This window comes from Syntrophotaleaceae bacterium (assembly GCA_041390365.1).
In the GTDB taxonomy this organism is placed as follows: Bacteria; Desulfobacterota; Desulfuromonadia; order Desulfuromonadales; family Syntrophotaleaceae; genus JAWKQB01.
In genome coordinates this window covers 746357-764916 of sequence record JAWKQB010000002.1, presented here as the reverse complement: position 1 = coordinate 764916, position 18560 = coordinate 746357, and the positions used below count along the sequence as shown (strand labels likewise).

Here is an 18560-nt window from a genome sequence, read left to right as displayed (position 1 = left end):
CCTTACGCCTTACGCCTTCTGCCCTCGGCCTTCTGCCTTCCGCCCCACCGCCTTAACCCCTCACTCCTCACTCCTCACTCCTCACTCCTCACCCCTCACCGCCTTTGCCCCACGGACACTCCTCCCCCGCACACTCCCGGTTGAGCTGCTGCTGGCTGCAGCGGGGAATCCCTTCCGCCTTTAAAGATATCGGCAGAAGTTCGCCGGACAGTTCGGCCGCCTTTTTCAGGGCCAGCCAGCAGTCCCGCTGACAGCAGCGGGCGCCGTGCAGGGCGGCGATCCCTTCCAGGACCTTCCAGGTGATCTGCTGCACCTGCCGGCGAACCTCTCCTTTGAGGGGATTGGCATCGAGCAGGAGGCTGAAGGCCACTCCGACCCCCGTTGCGGCTCCGCAAACTCCCCAGAAGGCGCAGCTGCCGCCCCCGACCCGGGATCCTCTCCGGATGGCGTTGCGGATGAGTTCGGCAGAGACTTCACCGCCAAGATTGCGATAGACGGCCAGGATCACCCCCGGAACCAGGGCGTGATATTCGGGGCCGTTGAGAGGGATCACGGGGTGGCGGCGAATGCGGTCGAAAAGGGCCAGCAGGTCTTTCTCCCGACTGGCGAGACAGAGGGTCTCGATCACCGCCAGAGCTTCTCCTGCATGGCAAGCATCACAGACGAAGTGTCCTTTTTCGCAAACGGCGTTGCCGTTGCAGGTTTTCTGGCAGTAGCTGCACACCTGAACCTCGTCTTGCGGCAGATAACGCAATGGCGCTCCGCAGACCATGCAGCCTGAATTGAAACGTTTTCCGGAGGAAGCCCTTCGATCCGATTCCCCTTTGGCCTCGGGAGGTAGGGCGCAGCAGCTTCCGGCGCCGAGGTCGAGGTTCGTGACGGCTCCATCCTCGTCCAGCAGGAACACCGCCTCGGCCAGCGATTCCGCGTCCTGACGATCTATCCGGTATATGGGGCCGGGCGCCAGCAAACCGCCCTCGTTGGTCATCAGACAGGCCGGACCACGGTTGACAACCGGAACTCGCGAACCCGGACAAGGTTTGAAGGCCTCGAAAGTCAGGGAGAAAAAGGGATGACCCCGGACGACCCTGTAGGGAAACCGTTTGATCAGGCGGATGTTGACAAACCCGGCCTCTTCGAGAATTCCTACCAGGTCCTTCTGCGACAGGGCCCCGGCGATGCACTCGCCCCGCAGCTGCTCGTCGTTGCGGATCGCCGCCCCCGGCTCCGAATCGCAAACCACATCGGAAATGACCAGTCGGCCTCCCCGGTCCAGAATCCGGAAAATTTCCCCGTAAGCCTTCCGTTTATGCGAGGAGAGGTTCATGACGCAATTGGACAGAACGACATCCACCGATCCGTCCTCCAGCGTCAGATCTTCCAAATAGGCGTGCTGAAAGCTGAGATTGTCATAGCCGAGCCGGGTCCGGACAGCTTCGGCCCCCTCCCCCGCCAGGGCCAGCATGTTGTCGAGCATGTCCACTCCCACGACGCGCCCGCCCGGCCCCACCTGTCTCGCGGCAATGAAACATTCGATACCCCGGCCGCACCCCAGGTCGACCACCCGCTCCCCGGCCCGCAAACGGGCATCCAGCACCGGACTGCCGCAGCCGTATCCCCGAAACCGGTACTTTTCGGGAATGTGGTCGACCAGCTCATCGTCATAACAGACCGGGTTGAGAATATCTTCCTGCACGGTTTCGGCAGCCGCCCGATAAAAATCCCCCACCACCGTGCGGCTGTCCCTGTGAGTCAGGGCGAGCAGACAGTTGGAATGAACCAGGGCGACAGAGCCGTGAGCGCCGCAGCTTTCCAGAATATCACCCATCTTCAGACGCAGCCGGGGCGGCCCGACCTCTTTCTGCCGGGACGCCTCCCGCAGGATCTGCCAGAGGGCTATTTTTTCATGGAGGGGCTGATAGGGATCGGCCCCGATGAACTCTTTGCTGGAGAGGTAACTGTGATCGAGGTCGCCTCCCCCGATCAGAAATCGCCAGGGGGAATCGAGCCCGCGGGCCGAGGTCTTGCGGATCTGCTGCAGAACCGGGCTGAATCTCCAGGCGGCGGTCAGTCCGCCTTCCAGAGCCGTCGCCAGGTCGGGGATTCCGACCAGAGCGGCCGACGGATAGAGTTTGCCGTCCGGACCGACCGCTGCCGATTCCCAGCCGCTGCTGCTGCCGTCGTGGATGGTTCCGCCCGGGGCGAAGATCCGGCTCCTCAGCGCATCGAGGTTGTCGATCTCCAGGCCGACACGCTCGGCCTTTTCACTCGTCTTCACCAGGGACTGGAATATGTCCGATGGATCGGCAAAAAGATCCCTCCCTCCCCGGCCCCGGACAAAATACCACATGAAATGCAGATTGCCCGCCCCTGTTTCAACAGCATAATCGACCAGTCCCGGCATATCGGTCAGATTGGAACTGGTGACGCACATGGACAGGGTGAAAGGGATCTTGCGGTCTTTGAGCCAGGCAAGCTCGGAGGTCAGCCGGTCGAAAGTTCCCCCGCCCCGAATGGCATCGTGGCGGAGTCCAAGTCCGTCGACGCTGATCTGCAGATGCAGCCGTTCGAAATCCCAATCCCCCCGGGAAAAGGTCTGTTTCAGCTGCATGCCGTTAGTCAGAACGACCAGCCGGGTTTCGGGAAACGCCAGCAATCCCCGGACCACGGCTGCAAACTCGCCATGCACCATCGGCTCCCCTCCGGTCAGCGCGAAGACACGGCAGCCGAGTTCCACCGCCTCCGCGGCCAGACTCAGCACGCGGTCCGCAGGCATTTCCAGAGCATCCCCGGGACCGGAAGCGAACATACAGTGGCGGCAGTGCAGATTACAGGCATTGGTCAGGTGAAACCAGAGTTCCCGCAGATGTTGGGCCTCGAGGATTGCCGACCGACCTGGATAATCCGACGGAAAGGTATCGGGAAGCCGGGCGAGAAACCTGGCCGCTGCCGGTGTCTGACAGATGTCGCGACCTTCGGCCAGGTCCCGCAGAATCCTGTCGCCAGCCTGATTGGGTACAAACCAGAGGGGCAGGTCACCCCGCAGATAGAGGGGAATGCCGCCTTCTTCAAAACGTTGCCAGTAATGGGGTTGAAAATTCATCCGTTTTAAATCCTGGAATCTGCTTGTACACTTTACTCAAGTTCAAGATATTCTCTGTCAAGGCAACCAGATCCTGCAACAGTTTAATCCGGCACTTCAGCCCGGTTCATTATACCCGAAATTCAACCATCTGGAATTTTGCCGTATAATGGACCAATCAGCCATGATTCGCCGATCACGTACAGGAAAACAGTATGATTGAAGTTATTGACATCCGCAGCCTTCATCTTCTGATGGAAGGGCTGTACAAGGCTTCGGGGATCCCCGTGGCCGTTTTCGATCTCGATGGAAACATGCTGGCTGGGGCAGGAAATCAGGAACTCTGCCAAATGTTCAAATTCAAAAAGGAGCATCCCGCCATCGTCCGCCTTTGTCCGGAGGGTTATTCCTCCTGCAGTTTCTCTGCAAAAACGAAGGTTCTGCAAGGCCGTGAAATTGTTGAACAACGCTGCCTGCATGGAGTTGCCGACATTTTCATGCCCATTATAATCGGGGAAAGGCACCAGGCAAACTTGTACCTCGGCAAATTTCTCTACGAAAAACCCGATGAAAGTTATCTTCGCGGTCAAGCCGGGCGGATCGGCATCGATGAAGAGGAATATATCCGGGCGATTGGTAAAATTCCGGTCCTGCCCCGGGAGCGGATCGAAAAGATCCTTGAGTTTCATGTCCATCTTATCGATCTGCTGGTTGAAATGGGAATAAAGACCCAGGAACAGAGGGCCTCCGAACAAAGGATGCGGGAAGCCATGGAGGATGCGGAAAAAGCCAGGGACCGAATTCAGGCCATCCTCCGCTCCGTGGCCGACGGGCTGATCGTGACCGGTATGAACCATAAGGTGATTCTGATCAACCCTTTGGCAGAACAGCTTCTTGGGCTCAGGTCCGAAGAAGTTATGGGGCTAAACCTGGAGGAGATCTGCCAGTGTGATACCCTGGCGAAGCATCTGGACAACCTGAGTCGGGGGGTTGCTGAAACAGCCATCGCAAATCTGGGCAATTGCCCAAGGTGCATCAGCTTGGGAAGAGCGGTTCAGGCACGCATCTCCACGATTCATACTCGGGAAGGGCAGAGAACTGGCTTGATCCTGCTACTGCGGGATGTCACCAGGGAACGGGATCTCGACCGCATGAAGAATGAATTTATTTCGACGGCCGCCCACGAGCTGCGTACCCCTCTGACATCGATTCTGGGCTTTTCCGAACTGCTGTTGCAGAAGAACGACTTTTCTCCCGAACTGTGTGAAGAATGCCTACAGCATATTCATAATAATGCCGAGGGCCTCCATGAGATCGTCGAAAACCTTTTCATTCTCACTCGTTTTCAAATCGGTGAAAAGGTCCCCATGGATAAGGCCCCCTGCGATCTGGCCGAAAACATCCATGCAATGATAGAGAGTTACCAGGAAAAATTCCCAAACCATCAGTTCGTTCTGGACCTTCCCAATCCAGTGCCCCAAATGGTCATCGATTGCGTCAAAGTCAATCAGGTTCTGGAAAATCTTCTCAGCAATGCCGTCAAATTTTCACCGGAAGGGGGGTTGGTACGGGTGGAAGGAGCTCTCGAAGACAATTGCCTGCGGATCTCCATAATTGACAAAGGCATCGGCATGACCGAGGAACAACTCGAGAGGGTTTTTGACAAATTTTACCGGGCCGACGCTTCCGATACCGCCGTCCCCGGGCTGGGATTGGGAATGGCCCTGGCCAAAAACATCATCGAAGCGCATGGAGGAGACATTCAGGCCATCAGCCGGAAAGGTGAAGGCACAAACATCACTTTTACCCTCCCCTGCAAATCATCGGGTTGATTCGTTACGATTACGATTACGATTACGATTACGACAACGACAACGACAATGGCAATGGCAATGGCAATGGCTGCTGTTATCCGCGAACCTCAGCAGCCGAAGGAACAATGGATGCATTTTTTCCTTTTTTCACCCTGGTTCCATTCAGGCAGCACCATGTCCCGCCCGATCAGTTCGACAATCTGCTGGACGTCCATCGGTCTGGCGAAGTAGTAACCCTGCATTTCACGGCAATCGAGGCTGCGCAGAAACTCCATCTGCTCCCGGCTCTCCACCCCTTCGGCAATGATCTGCAGCCTCAAGCTTTTGGCCATGGCGATGGTCGCCTCGACTATCGCCCTGTCGTTGGGGTCGGCCATAACATCCCGCACGAATACCTGTGCGATCTTGAGCCGGTCTATTGGAAAATTCTTCAGGTAGCTGAGCGAGGAATAACCGGTGCCGAAATCGTCGATGGCGATCTTTATGCCCCGCGCCTTCAGGTCGACCAGCACTTCGATGGCCTGGTCCAGGTTTTCCATGAACACGCTTTCGGTCAGTTCCAGTTCGAGAAGCTGAGGATCCAGCCCTGTCTCCTGGAGTACCTCCTCAATCTGGTCCACAAGGTCAGGCTGCTGAAATTGGCAGGCCGAAATATTGACCGCAACCCGGCAGGGGCCATTCCCCAACTGCTGCCACTGAGAGGCGTGAGAGCAGGCAGTGCGCAAAATCCAGTTTCCCAGCGGGCGGATCATACCGGTTTCCTCAGCGATAGGAATGAACTGGGCCGGAGATATCACCCCCTTATCCGGGTGCTGCCAGCGGACCAGTGCCTCCATCCCCACGATTCGGCCGCATTCGAGGTCGACCTGGGGCTGGTAGACCAGTGAAAACTGGTCCTCACGAAGCGCCTGTCGCAGACTCCCTTCCAAAGTGTGCCGCTCGATGATTTTTTGATGGAGGTTTTCGGAAAAAAAGTGATGGCTGTTGCCGCCGGTCCTCTTGGCCTCATACATGGCCGTATCGGCATGCTGCAGCAGAGTGTCCACATCCTGGCCGTCTCGGGGGTACATCGCGATGCCGATACTTCCGGTAACGAAAAATTGCCGTTCATTCAGTTTGAAAGACTGCTCGGTCAGTTGCTCAAGGATAAGTTTGGCGAAAGTGGCGGCATCCTCCTCCATCCTGGTGTTGGCCAGGATAAACACGAACTCGTCGCCGGCCCATCGGGAAAAGGTGTCCCCTCGACGGACCCGGGAGTTCAATCGCGCCGCAACAGCCTGGATGACTGCGTCCCCCTTGGCATGGCCGAGCGAATCGTTGACCTGTTTGAAATTGTCCAGATCCAGCAGCAGAACAGCCAGGCTTTCCTGTGACCGTCGGGCATGACCAATCGCTTGTTCCAGTTGATCGGCAAGCAGGATACGGTTGGGCAGCCCGGTCAGGGCATCGTAGTAGGCGAGTCTGCTGATCTGCTGTTCGGTTCTCTTTTTCTCCGTCACATCGGCGAAGTAGGCCGTCAGGCACACCGGCTCCCCTTCCGGGTTGCGGGTGAGATAGGCATGTGCCTCGACATCAAAGAGAGTCCCGTCCTTTTTTCTTCCGGCCAGGATGCCGCGCCAGCCGCCCTTGCTTCTGAGTTCCTCGATAACAGCCAGGGCATTCAGCGGGTTTCTCACAAATTGGAAAAGTTCTTTTCCCAGAATCTCCTCTCTGGTGGAAAACCCCCAAAGATCGAGACAGGCCTGGTTGACGTAGGTCAAACGGCCCTGAAGGTCCGCCATGCCGATAGGATTGATGGAGGAGTCGTTGGCCATTTTGGCAAGATGCAGTTCCTGCTGAGCTTTTCGCATTGCGGTGATTTCGCGGGATGTCTCCACCACGGCTGTTGCTCTCCCCTCAGCATCGGTTAGAGCCACCTTGGAAGAACAGAGAAAATAACGGGTGACTCCATTGGAGATGACCCGACGCTCGCCATGACGGGGCTGACCGTCGAAAAAGGACTGAACGGTCAGGCAAGGCTGAGGGTTGCAGGGTTTTGACCGCCCATGCAGGACTTCATAACATTTTCGGCCAAATGCATTTTCTCCGATCAAATTTTTGACGGTGTCGTTGCCCCAGATTATGTTCAGGTCCTTGTCTACCATGAAAATCGGGTCCTCGATGCCCTGCAGTATGGCATTGAGGGTATTCAGCGCTTTTCCCCGGCTTTCAGCCAATTTGCGGCGCCGGCGCAGCGAAATGCCCAGCCAGATGGAGAGCAACCCTTCCAGCCCTGCAAGACTGCCGACCATCCAGAGCGCCCCTGATCGCAGATACCCCTGCTCTGTTACACCGCCTGTTTCCGATGCCGGCACGATTCCTGGAACATGCAGCAGAAACATCAGAAAAAGTATCGCGACAAGGATCCTGTTATCCTTCATCGTTTGTCCCCCTCCCTCTCTTTTGTCGGCCTTTCTGCAAATACCACACCTAAGAACTGGCTTAATTTTTAGCTTTTCGAGGCGAATTTTACAGGGATTGAATTATAAATATCGCGGCATTTAAACCAAAAAACGAAAAAATGCTGCTACATAACTCTAATTTCCCGTCAATTCGGGTTAGGCGGTCGTCAACATTTTGTCTTTCGGGGCGGGGCGGGGTTGCCCCTGTTGCCGGTCGGACGATATAATTTTACTTGCATGCGTGGAGTAGTCGAAAATACCGTCTACAGCATTAAAAGAGGGGATTTGTTAAGGACAAAGGCAACCATGGAAGAGACCGCAACACTTCGCAAATTCGTAGCACCCGAGTATATTTTCGGTTCGGGCGCCCGGCATTACGCCGGAACCTACGCCAGGAATCTTGGAGGGCAGCGCGCTCTTCTGGTTTCCGATCCCGGCGTAGTCGCCGCGGGCTGGGCTCAACAGGTAAAGGAAGACCTTGAAAAAGCCGGATTGGCGGTTACGACCTTCACCGGCGTGTCCCCCAATCCCCGCGTTGAAGAGGTCATGGCCGGAGCCGAGGTCTTCAATTCAAACAATTGCAACATCCTGGTTGCCGTTGGAGGGGGAAGCCCCATGGATTGCGCCAAGGGGATCGGCATCGTCACCTCGAACCGGTTGCCGATTCTGAGCTTCGAAGGTGTGGACAAAGTGGTGGTGCCGATGCCTCCTTTGATCTGTATCCCAACGACCGGGGGGACATCGGCTGACGTCAGCCAATTCGCGATCATCACCGATCTTTTGGAACGGCGCAAGTTTGCCATTATCAGCAAATCGGTGGTGCCCGACCTTTCTCTGATCGATCCGGAAACGCTGACCACCATGGATCCTTTTTTGACCGCCTGCGCCGGACTTGACGCATTGACCCACGGCATTGAAGCCTTCGTTTCCAATGCCAGCTCGCCGATGACCGACCTCCACGCTCTGGAAGCGATTCGCCTGATCAATACCCATCTGGTCGATTCGATACGGAACCCCGACGATGTCGAGCTGCGGGCCAAGATCATGCTCGGCAGTCTCCAGGCGGGTCTGGCCTTTTCCAACGCTATTCTCGGCGCCAACCATGCCATGGCCCACAGCTTGGGAGGCGAGCGGGACGCCCCTCACGGTCAGTGCAACGCGATCCTTCTCGACCACGTCATGGCCTTCAATCTCCCCGCCTCGCCTGAGCGCTTCGACCGGATCGCCGCGGCCATGGACATCGATTTGCGCGGCTTGGATGAAAAAGCCAGGCGCCGCGCCCTGCTGCAGCACGTGAGAAAACTCAAGGTGGAGGCTGGTCTGAACCGAATTCTCAGTGATCTCGGGGTGACCCGCAGCGACCTTCCCGTCCTCAGTCGGAAGGCCTTGCGCGATCCCTGCCTGATCACCAATCCCCGCAAAGCGAGCCAGCGGGACCTTGAGGTCATTTATGAAGAATCGCTCTGATCCAGTCGAGGAGTCGGAAGAGCTCTGGGAGAAACTGATCGGGCTGGGGGAAACCTCGCATCACAAGTGCTACTATCCAGAGCTGCAGAAACGCCTGGAAGAGCTGGAGCGGTTCAAGGCTTTTCTGGATTACGCCAATGATGCCATTTTTCTGGTGGAAGTCCCCTCCGGCCTGATCGTCGATTTCAACCAGACCTCGATCAGCCAGTGCGGTTTCACTTCAGACGAACTGCGGCAGCTGTCGATTTTCGAGGTGACCGATATCGAGGACCATCAGGAAGCCTGTGTGCTGATCAGCGAAACAGGGAAGTCGAAACGACGGGAGATGGTGGAGACCCCGCTGCGCTGCAAGGACGGCAGCCGGATTCCCAGTGAACTGACGCTTGCCAGGATGCGGTTTCAGGACAAGGATTACGTCATTGTCGTTGCCAGGAACATCAGCAAACGCAAGGAGGCCGAGGAGGCCCTGCTGAAAAGCGAAAAGCGCCGGGTGCGACTCCAGACCCAGTTGGACTTCGCCGCAAAAGTCCAGGCCAGGCTGCTGCCCGACAGCCTGCCCGATCTCCCCGGATTCGAAGTGGCCGCGCGTTGTCAGCCTGCCTGGCAGGTGGGGGGGGACTTTTACGACCTCCAGCAGACCGGACCCGGCCGCTATGCCCTGACCCTGGGCGATGTCATGGGCAAGGGGTTGCCGGCCGCCATGCTGATGGCCACGGTCCGGGCTTCGCTGCGGGCGGTGGCCCGCATCCCCGAACCGGACGAAGCGCTACGTCAGGCGGAACCGGCTCTGCGCCAGGATCTGGACAATTCGGAGAGCTTCGTCACTCTTTTCCATGCCCGCCTCGAGCTTCCGACCCGGCGGCTGACCTACGTGGATTGCGGCCATGGACTGGTCTACATGCTGCGAGCCAACGGCAAGGTCGAGGAGCTGCTGCCCCGGGGACTGCCCCTTGGCGTCCCCTCCCCGGAACCCTTCCAGGCCGGATCCAAGGACTTTTACCCCGGGGATGCGCTGGTTCTGTTCAGCGACGGCCTGCTGGAAGTCATCCTGCAGCGGGAAATCGACGACGGCGCTCTCGGCAAAAAGCTGTGGTCCTGCCATGCACGGGAGATGGTCAATCGCCTGGTTCCCGAAAAACCTCCGGAAAACATCGAGGACGACATGACCCTGGTGGTCATCAAATGCACCGGGCCGGAAACCATCCCCCTCTTCAGGCACTGACCTCCTTCACCTTTTGGGCATCCACTGCAGATAAGCCCGGCCGCCAGCATCAGGACGATCGTTGAGCAGCAACAGCGCTCCGGTGACCTGATCCCCCTTTTCCACCAGGGCGAAATCGAGGATAAAGGCCTCTACTGCCGGGAAGGGTTCGGCCAGAACCAGACTCCGGCCATTCCAGCCAATGCCGGCCAGCGTGTCGCTTCCGCTCGGCTTGCTGACCAGCGGCAATCCCATGGTACGGCCCCGGCGCACGGTGTAAGCCGTGCCGTCCGCTCCCACCGAGACTCGTGGAGGCAGAGCAGTCCAGGTTTCCCGAACCACATCCTCTTTCGAGAAACCGGAGCGGAATTCGGGGACTTTCAGGGGAGCGGCGACGGAGACTCCCTGGAATTCACCCAGGTCGTGCAGCAAGGCGCCTCCCGGCACCTCCTTTCCGCTGGCGAGATCAACACCCTGCAGGCGGTTTTCCTCGGACCATTTCAGACCGATCTCTGCGTTCAGCGGCGTGACCTGAAACAGGTCGCCCTTGCCCCAGGCCACCGGTTTTCCTTCCTTCTTCCAGCCCTCCAGGGACAGCACCGGCCCGCTCCAGGGCTCGTAAATACCCTTTTTCTGCAACAGCACCCGCCCGCCGCTCAGACGTAGGAAGGCCTCGGGCCCCGCGACCGCCTCAAATCCGCCGCCAGACGGCTTCATCAGCCGCGTGATCGGCCGCGATTCGGTGCCCTGATAGATCCCCTTGACGTCTTCGGCCCAGACCGCAACCATTTTCCGTAGGCCGTCACCCTCCAGGTTGTCGCTGTCCAAATAAAGAGCTCGCAGGCCGGACCCCGCAGAAAAAGCCCCCTGCGGCTCGAGTACGTTCTCCCGCAGCAGGTATCGCTGCACCCCGGCATCGTCCTGCAGCGCAACGTCGAAGGTGTGGCCCTCGGACATTGTGACCAGCGCCAGACTGCGCGGCTTCAAAGGGAGGGGGATCGGCGCAGGCAACGCCGATGCCGGCAGCACATCTCTTCTGACCGGGGCAGCACTGGCCGTTTCCGGCTTGACGGCAACGGCCGGCGGAGGCTCGACCGCTGCTGCAGGCGGCGGAACCACCGTCTTGGCGGCCGGCCGCTGTTCGAACCCGATAATGGCGCCATCGGCCTGCCGCCGCAACAGCACCGTGGTGGCTCCTGTCTCCGAGGAACGCAGTTCGAGCAGCAGACCGGTTCCCGACTTGGGTGGAGCCTTCACGGGCAGTACGGCATAGCCCTGCTCGAGGGCCGCTGTCAACAGTTCCTGCGAAACGGGTGATGCGAGGGGATCATCCAGGTCCGTGACAAGGACCATCTCCTTCGGTCCCTGCCATTTTTCCAGAGCCGCCTCGATTTTCGGCCAGGCTCCCGCCCAGGCGGAAATGGCTGCCAGGGTGAGGATAAGAATGGAAACAACAGATGCAGATCTTTTCATCGCATGACTCCGGGTCACAGCAAAAAGGCCCGGCAGGCCGCGCCTTAAACGCAACCTGCCGGTACAATCGCTTGCCGAATCAGTAGGTCCATGACAGGGTTATGGCGTGGACGTAAGCATTGTCGTCGCCAAACTGATCCTCGATCCCCTCACCAGGAATGAAGGTCGAGAAGATGTAGTCGATGGCAAAGTTCTTGTTGAAGGCATAGGCCAGCTGCATATCGACGGTCGTTCCTGCGTAGTCGTCGACCTTTTGTCCGGGATTGGCCACATTCGTCAGGTTGTCGGTCTCATCGTACCAGATGAAAAAGGCCTGGGTCTTGTACATGAGGCCGGGCAGCAGGGCGGAAAGATCGCCGCGGCTGCCGACTGCGATCAGCTTCTGTCCGGGATTGTCACCGCTGCCGCGGTTGCTTATGCCGCCGTAAAGATTGGAACCGACAGCACGTTCGGGCGAATAGGAATAGAGAGTGGCTCCATAGCTCTGGCCCAGATCTTCCCCGAGAATATTGCCGTCCATGCCCATCAGAGGTGTAAAACGGCCGATATCGGTAATTCCGACCCAGCCCTCGACATCATCATCGCTCGCATCGTCGTCGCCCTGGGTGTAGCGAAAAGCAACATAGGGATTGAAAACCTTGCTCACAGTCATTTCGAGACCGCCAAACATGGCCCAGGATGAAATATCGTTACCGCTGTCGAAATCGCCGTCAGCGCCGACAATTTCAAAGGAGGGCTTGAACCAGCCTGCCTGTCCGGTCACTTCCAGGCCGAAGTAATGGACCTTCGCCTGCCGCGAATCGTTGTCGCTGTACGCATAGAACGGGCTGACCGAAAACTTCAGAATATCCCTCTCGGCTGCCGAGTTGCCGAAAAAAGAGGTTTTCGGTGCAACACCCTCACCGCCAAAATCCTGAATGAGCTTCAGGCTGTAGACTCGCCAGTCGTCCGCACTGGACCCCCGCCATTCTGGAGGACTGGCTGTGCTGAGCGGATAACGGTTCTGAACGGGGATGTAAAGAGCTTCGTACCGGGTTCCTTCGACAATTTTGCCGCGAAAACCCAGGAAGGGGTGATCATCACCGTACAAAAGACCGCCTGTTTGAATATCGAGAGCGCGGATATCCCATCCCGTCTCCAGTTCAAGACAGGGGAGAAAGCTGTACAACAGTTCGGCCCGCTCAATGCCAAACTCCGCGCCGGAATTCGGCAGACCTTCTTTTGAAGTCGTGTTATAGAACGAACGATCGACATTATCCTTTTCATAGATAATGTCGGCCTCGGCAATCATTTTCACCGACCACTTGTCTCCCTTGGCGCTCCAACCGAGCCGCAACTCCCCCCGGATATGCTCTCCGGCGGTAACACCGCCTTCATTGACGATGGGGCCATCGTTCTTAGAACTCTGAAAATCGAAATCATCATAAAAAGTCGGCTTGATCTTGGCCGTGCCGAAAAATTCGATCTCCGCCTGGGACGGGGCCGCCGGCAGCATCATCGCCGCGACCGCAAGCAAAACACCTAACCATCGCATTTTCATTTCCTCCTCCTCACTGATCATTAAGACATATGACAGGCTCTGCCGCTGGCCCCCCATTGGGCCAACCACCTCCTCTATCGAAAACGGCTGCGCCGCTCGATCTTCAAACCGGGTCCTGCCGCCTCAGTCGGATGAACGGGCTGGGTGCAAAAAAACCGGACAATCCTGATGATGAAGGAGCCGGACAGGGGGAAAGGGGAGCGGGCCTCGAAGGGTGGTAAGGTCAGCGGCTTATCGACTCGAAAGAGAATCAAACCCCGTATTACATTGCACTGCAAAGCAACCTTCTCGTTTCAGGAGAACGCATCATAACCCAGGATTAAATTCACGTCCAGCATCAAGAATGCTGAATATTTCATGACAGGGCGAAGATTGAAATCATAGCAAAACATTGTTTCGTAAAACCAAAATTTATTCACTGCCCTTTCAACTGCTTCAGCCGACTGCTCAACGCCTGGGGTGTGATACCGAGCAGGCTGGAGGCTTCCCGCTGGTTGCCCTTTGAGCGCCGCAGGGCCTCCTCGATCAGGATCCGGCCGGCTTCCTTGAGGGTAGGCAATCGATTCAGGTTTCGCAACAGATCCGGGAACACGTCCTGTTTGTTCTCCTGAAAAACTTCCGCAGGGCCGTTTGAATCGGTCCAGGTCAACTTTTCGGGGTCCAGAATATTCCCCTCTGCGGCTGCCACCATATCGAATACCAGAGCCCGCAACTCCCGAATATTGCCAGGAAAAGCGTAGCGGCTGAGTTTTTCCAGCAGCGACGGCGGCAACAAAGGGGAGGCTTTATCGCCGCCCTTGGCAGCCTGATTGAGGAAAAAGTCGATCAGCAGGGGCAGATCCTGTTTCCTCTCGCGCAGGGGGGGCAGATGGATATGGTGGGTTTTGATGCGAAAATAGAAATCCGGCCGGAAGAGTGCCGGATTCCGCAGGTGAGCAAGATCGCGGTTGGTCGCCACAACCAGTCGCGCCTTCAACGGTTTGGCGACATCGGAACCGAGGGGGAAAAATTCCCGTTCCTGCAGGACCCGCAGCAGGCGGATCTGGCTGGCCAGACTCATGTCGCCGATCTCGTCCAGGAAAAGCGTGCCGCCGGCGGCTTTCTCCAAAAAACCGGACCGGGGACGTTCAGCGCCGGTAAAGGCCCCCCGAACATGGCCGAACAGAGTGTCGGAAAAGGCCTGATCGTCGAGGGCGGCAATATTCAAGGCGACGAACTCCCCTGTCCTGCCGCTCAGGGCATGGGCGGCCCGGGCCATGAGCTCCTTGCCGGTGCCTGTTTCGCCGGTAATCAAAATCGGCTCCTGGCTCGAGGCAACGGCTTCGCAATAGCGAAACAGATTGAGCATCGCCGGATCGCGGGTGATGAGGTCCGCAAAGACTTCTGGATGGTCCAGGTGACCGGAAAGGAGCTTTTCCGTCAGTCGGGTATTTTCCCGCCGCAGCCGGCTGGTTTCCAGAGCGCGGCACAGGCAGGCCGCGAGATCCTCGTTCCGCACCGGCTTCAGCAGGTAGTCGTAGGCCCCCTTGCGGATGCAGGAGACCGCCATCTTCACGTCATCCACTCCGGTCACCATAATCACCGGTATGTCCGGCCGCCGCTCCTTGATCCGGATCAGCAGATTATCCCCGGAGAGGCCGGGCATGTGGATATCGAGCAGAACGGCCTCGTAGGTCTCCCGCTCCAGCAGGTTCACAACTTTTCGGGGGTCTCCCTCCAACCGCAGGTTGTTGAACCCCTCCGAGCAGAGGGCCATCTCCAGGCCCTCCAGGACAAGAGGCTCATCGTCCACAACCAGTACGGGATATTCCGGAAAAAGCTCCTGCATCAGCATCCTCCCCCTTCTGCGCCATCTCCGACCTCGACGGGAAGAACGACGGTCGCGATGGTCCCCCTCCCCTGCTCGGAGACGAAAAGAATTTCCCCACCATGCTTCTGCACGATCCGGTTGCTGATCGCCAGCCCCAGGCCGGTGCCTCCCATATCCCTTTTGGTGGTGTAAAAGGGATCGAAAATATTTTTGAGGACATCCAGAGGCATCCCCACCCCCTCGTCCCGGAATTCCACCAGGATATTCTTCGTGTCCGCATGAAAGGTCGTGGAGACCTCGATGGCTCGGTCGGGGGACGGCAACGCTTCGGCGGCATTGAGTATCAGATTGACGAATACCTGTTCCAGCTGGACCGGATTTCCCCGGATCCGGGGGAGGTTTTCCCCGTAAACCACCTGCAGGCGGTGGCAGCACTTTCGCAGTCTGCCCCCGACCAGCTTCAAAGTCTTCTCCAGCACCGGGTTGACATCCAGCTGCTCCCTGGCATCCTCGGCATCGAACCGGGCGAAGTCCTTCATGCCGTGAACGATATTTTTGATCCGCTCTGCGCTCTCCTCGATAGAGTCCAGGAGTTGAGCGAGCTTTTCCCGCATCCGTGAGTAGGGTAGCCCTGCCATCGGAAAATCCCCATGCTGCTCGGCATGGTCGTCGAGGATCGTACGGATCCCTTGCCAGGCTTTGCGGACGACCGGCGCATTGGACATGATCACCTGGGTAGGGTTGTTGATTTCATGGGCAACACCGGCGGTCAGGATGCCGAGGGAGATCATCTTGTCCGCCTGGAGGATCTGCTGCTCCCGTTTTTTGGCCTCGGCTGCCTCCTGGATCGATTCGGTGACGTCAAGGACCAGCCCAACAGTGCCGATCAACCTCCCCTCGCCGGAATAAATGGTGGATCTCTTGATACCGAAATCGAGATCCCTGTCCCCGATCCGGAAGCGCCGGACATGAAATTCTCGTTCCGGATTTTCCAGATGAGGCAGCGAGGAAAGCTCCGGGAAGTCCTGCAGGGACCTGCCGATCATCTCCTGCCTCGATTTCTCGAACAGCTTGGCCAGGGGCAGATTGACATCCAGAAAAATTCCGGCCGGGTCCAGGTAATAGAGGCCGGCCGGAATGCTGCTGAAAAGGGCTTCGAGAACGCCGCTTTTCTCAATAAGAGAGGCTCTGCTCGTCTGCAGGTCCTGATGACTTTTGCGGATTTCCGTCTCCAACCCTTGCTGGTACTCCTGCTCGATCTTGAGCAGATGGGCCCGCTCCAGGGACCTGGCAATGGCATGTTCCAGGAAATGGGGATCTTTTACAGGCTTCACCAGGTAATCCCAGGCACCCTGGCGCAGGGCTTCAATCGCATCGTTCATGAGACCCGCGCCGGATATGACCACGATAGGCAGACCAGGTTTCCGGGGGACAACCGTTTTCAGCACCTCAAGTCCATCCATTTCCGGCATGCGGAGGTCGCATAAGACAAGGTCCGGATCCTCGTCGAACACCTTCTCCACCCCCTGGCGTCCGTCGGCAGCTTCCGCCACCTCATACCCCAGGTCCAGCAGATACTCGCTGATCAAAAAACGGTGATCTGCATCGTCATCGATGATCAGGATTTTTGCCACGCCGTCCCCCTCACCCAAATCCCATGGTTTCGTTGTCGTACCGTACTGGTTATCGAAAAGATTCAGTAATTTCAGGTCCGAGTACGACAGGAAATTTTGACAAAAAATGCGACCACCTATCAAGAAAATTTTAAGTCCCTCCTCGGCCCGCTGATGGCTTGCCTTTGGAATCCGGGGGAAAGCTCGTAAATCCAGCAACCTTGCAAAAACAGTCCGAATCGATCGTTGTGCAGCTGGATCGGCATATATTTTTCATTCCCAGAACAGTAACCGCATTTTTGGGAGACCCTATGCAAGCAGTTGTCCAGCCGTTGATAACACAAGCCGCGAAAGCCCGAATTCTGGTCATTGATGACGAGGAGCCGGCCCGCATGATTATGATGGACTTTCTCGAGGACGCCGGTTACCAGGTGCTGGAAGCCGAAAACGGCCAGCAGGGGATCGAAATGCTGCAGCGGGAAAACCCCGACGCCGTACTCACCGATATCCGCATGCCGGTCATGGACGGGCTGAAGGTGGTCGAAGCGATGAAAAATATCGCTCCGCTCACCCCTGCCATCATCGTTTCAGGAACCGGATTGATGGAAAATGTCATCAGCGCCCTGCGTCTCGGCGCCTGGGACTACATCCTCAAGCCCGTCCAGGATCTGGAGATCCTCGACCATGTGGTCCGCAAGGCACTGGAAAAAGCCATCCTGCTCCAATCGGAGAAGGACTACCGGCAACAGCTGGAAAAGGAGGTCAGGGAAAAGACCTCGTACCTGGAAGCGGAGATAGAGGCCAGAAAACTGGTGCAGCAGCAGCTTGAACACGAAGCCCATCACGACGCCCTGACCCGGCTCGGAAACCGTCGTCTGTGCATGAGCGAGCTGGGGAACCTCGAAACCGGGCAGGGAAACAACCACTTCGGTTTCCTCCTCTTTGACATCAGCGGCCTGAGAAATCTCAACGACGCCTACGGCTACTCCCTCGGCGACCAGCTTCTGATTGCGGTCGGGAAAAGACTTGCGGAGTTTTCCGGGGAGAATACAAAAGTTTTTCGTATGGGAAGCGATGAATTCGCGGCTCTTCTGCAGGGTCGGGACCGAGAGGAGGTGGTCGCTTTTGCATCCGCTGTTGAGGAATCGATCAGACGTTCCTATCTGCTCGAAAAGGAATCCTTCAACGTCGGCTTCGTTTTCGGCCTCTCCCTTTTTTCAACACAAGATACGGCCTGGGAAAAACCGGTCAACGAAGCGACCTTCGCTCATCTACAAGCCAAAAAGAACCTCTGCAGCCAGATGGTCATTTACGACGACCTTCTTCATCAGGAGCACCTGCGGCGCCTGGCCCTGGAAAAGGAGATGCCGGAAGCTCTCGCCAAGGGGGAATTTTTCCTCGCCTTTCAACCCATCTTAAACCAGAAAACTGGAAAACTTTTCGGATTTGAAGGCCTGCTGCGCTGGAACAGCAAGCAGTACGGACCGATCTCGCCGGGGGAGTTCATCCCCATTGCCGAGGAGTGCGGATTCATCTCTGAACTGGGAGAATGGGCGCTGGAAACCGGTTGCCGCACCTGGTGCGAAAAAGGTCTTTGCCGAGAAAATCTGACCCTGTCGATGAATGTTTCCGGAAAACAGTTCTTCCAGCAGGCCCTGATCTCCCGATTCAAGGGAATCATCGAGCGCACCGGTTTTGATCCGACCCGGCTCTGCATCGAAATCACCGAAAGCGTACTCATGACCAATGTGGTGGAGACCACCAGGATACTTCATCAATACAAGGATCTAGGAGTCAGGATCAGCATCGACGATTTCGGCACCGGGTATTCCTCTCTCGAATACCTCAACAGATTTCCGGTGGACCATCTCAAGATCGACATGAGTTTCATCCACAAAATGGACAGGGATCCAAAAACTCATGAGCTGATCAAGGTCATGAAAAACATGGCTTCGGTTTTCGGTCTCGAGTTGGTGGCGGAGGGGGTGGAAACCGCCGTGCAAAAGGAGATGCTGAGCCAGCTCGGATGCCACCTCCATCAAGGCTTTTTCTATTCCCGACCGGTTCCGGGAGACGCGATTTCCGGATTCCTGATGACTCCCTGAGAGCCTGTGCTTTT

General features: G+C 57.3%; 10 protein-coding genes. 4 read left to right on the top strand and 6 right to left on the bottom strand.

Translation table 11 applies throughout. The features are described 5' to 3' along the window. Nucleotides 1–88 precede the first annotated feature (88 nt). Nucleotides 89–3103 carry a DUF5714 domain-containing protein gene (locus R2940_10720; protein ID MEZ4600246.1) on the bottom strand — a complete coding sequence of 1005 codons (3015 nt, stop codon included), beginning with the start codon at nt 3101–3103 and terminating at the stop codon, nt 89–91. Between the two features lie 194 nt (nt 3104–3297). Here R2940_10720 and R2940_10715 point away from each other — a divergent pair, with 194 nt between their 5' ends. Further along, nucleotides 3298–4914 (top strand): PocR ligand-binding domain-containing protein, encoded by a 1617-nt coding sequence (locus tag R2940_10715; protein ID MEZ4600245.1) that lies wholly within the window; start codon nt 3298–3300, stop codon nt 4912–4914. Between the two features lie 89 nt (nt 4915–5003). Here R2940_10715 and R2940_10710 read toward each other — a convergent pair whose 3' ends face one another. Then, the gene (locus R2940_10710; protein MEZ4600244.1) at nt 5004–7316 is read right to left on the bottom strand and encodes an EAL domain-containing protein; all 2313 of its coding nucleotides are present in this window, start codon (nt 7314–7316) and stop codon (nt 5004–5006) included. A gap of 327 nt (nt 7317–7643) precedes the next feature. Between R2940_10710 and ercA the strand changes: the two genes are divergently transcribed. After that, nucleotides 7644–8804, top strand: coding sequence for an alcohol dehydrogenase-like regulatory protein ErcA (gene ercA / locus R2940_10705; protein MEZ4600243.1), 1161 nt, complete (start codon nt 7644–7646; stop codon nt 8802–8804). Continuing rightward, complete coding sequence (locus R2940_10700; GenBank protein MEZ4600242.1) at nt 8788–10026, top strand: SpoIIE family protein phosphatase; 1239 nt, start codon at nt 8788–8790, stop codon at nt 10024–10026. The genes ercA and R2940_10700 overlap by 17 nt, the downstream gene beginning before the upstream one ends. A gap of 6 nt (nt 10027–10032) precedes the next feature. Here the strand turns inward: R2940_10700 and R2940_10695 are convergent, their stop codons facing one another. The 4 genes from R2940_10695 to R2940_10680 all read right to left on the bottom strand — a co-directional run bounded on the left by R2940_10695 (nt 10033) and on the right by R2940_10680 (nt 16462). Then, nucleotides 10033–11478, bottom strand: a complete 1446-nt coding sequence (locus tag R2940_10695) for a hypothetical protein (protein ID MEZ4600241.1) — start codon at nt 11476–11478, stop codon at nt 10033–10035. Between the two features lie 79 nt (nt 11479–11557). Beyond that, nucleotides 11558–13018, bottom strand: coding sequence for a hypothetical protein (locus R2940_10690; GenBank protein MEZ4600240.1), 1461 nt, complete (start codon nt 13016–13018; stop codon nt 11558–11560). Between the two features lie 415 nt (nt 13019–13433). Further along, the gene (locus R2940_10685) at nt 13434–14846 is read right to left on the bottom strand and encodes a sigma-54 dependent transcriptional regulator (GenBank protein ID MEZ4600239.1); all 1413 of its coding nucleotides are present in this window, start codon (nt 14844–14846) and stop codon (nt 13434–13436) included. Next, nucleotides 14846–16462 (bottom strand): response regulator, encoded by a 1617-nt coding sequence (locus R2940_10680; protein MEZ4600238.1) that lies wholly within the window; start codon nt 16460–16462, stop codon nt 14846–14848. The genes R2940_10685 and R2940_10680 overlap by 1 nt, the downstream gene beginning before the upstream one ends. 290 nt (nt 16463–16752) lie before the next feature. Here R2940_10680 and R2940_10675 point away from each other — a divergent pair, with 290 nt between their 5' ends. Beyond that, complete coding sequence (locus R2940_10675; GenBank protein MEZ4600237.1) at nt 16753–18546, top strand: EAL domain-containing protein; 1794 nt, start codon at nt 16753–16755, stop codon at nt 18544–18546. Nucleotides 18547–18560 lie beyond the last annotated feature (14 nt).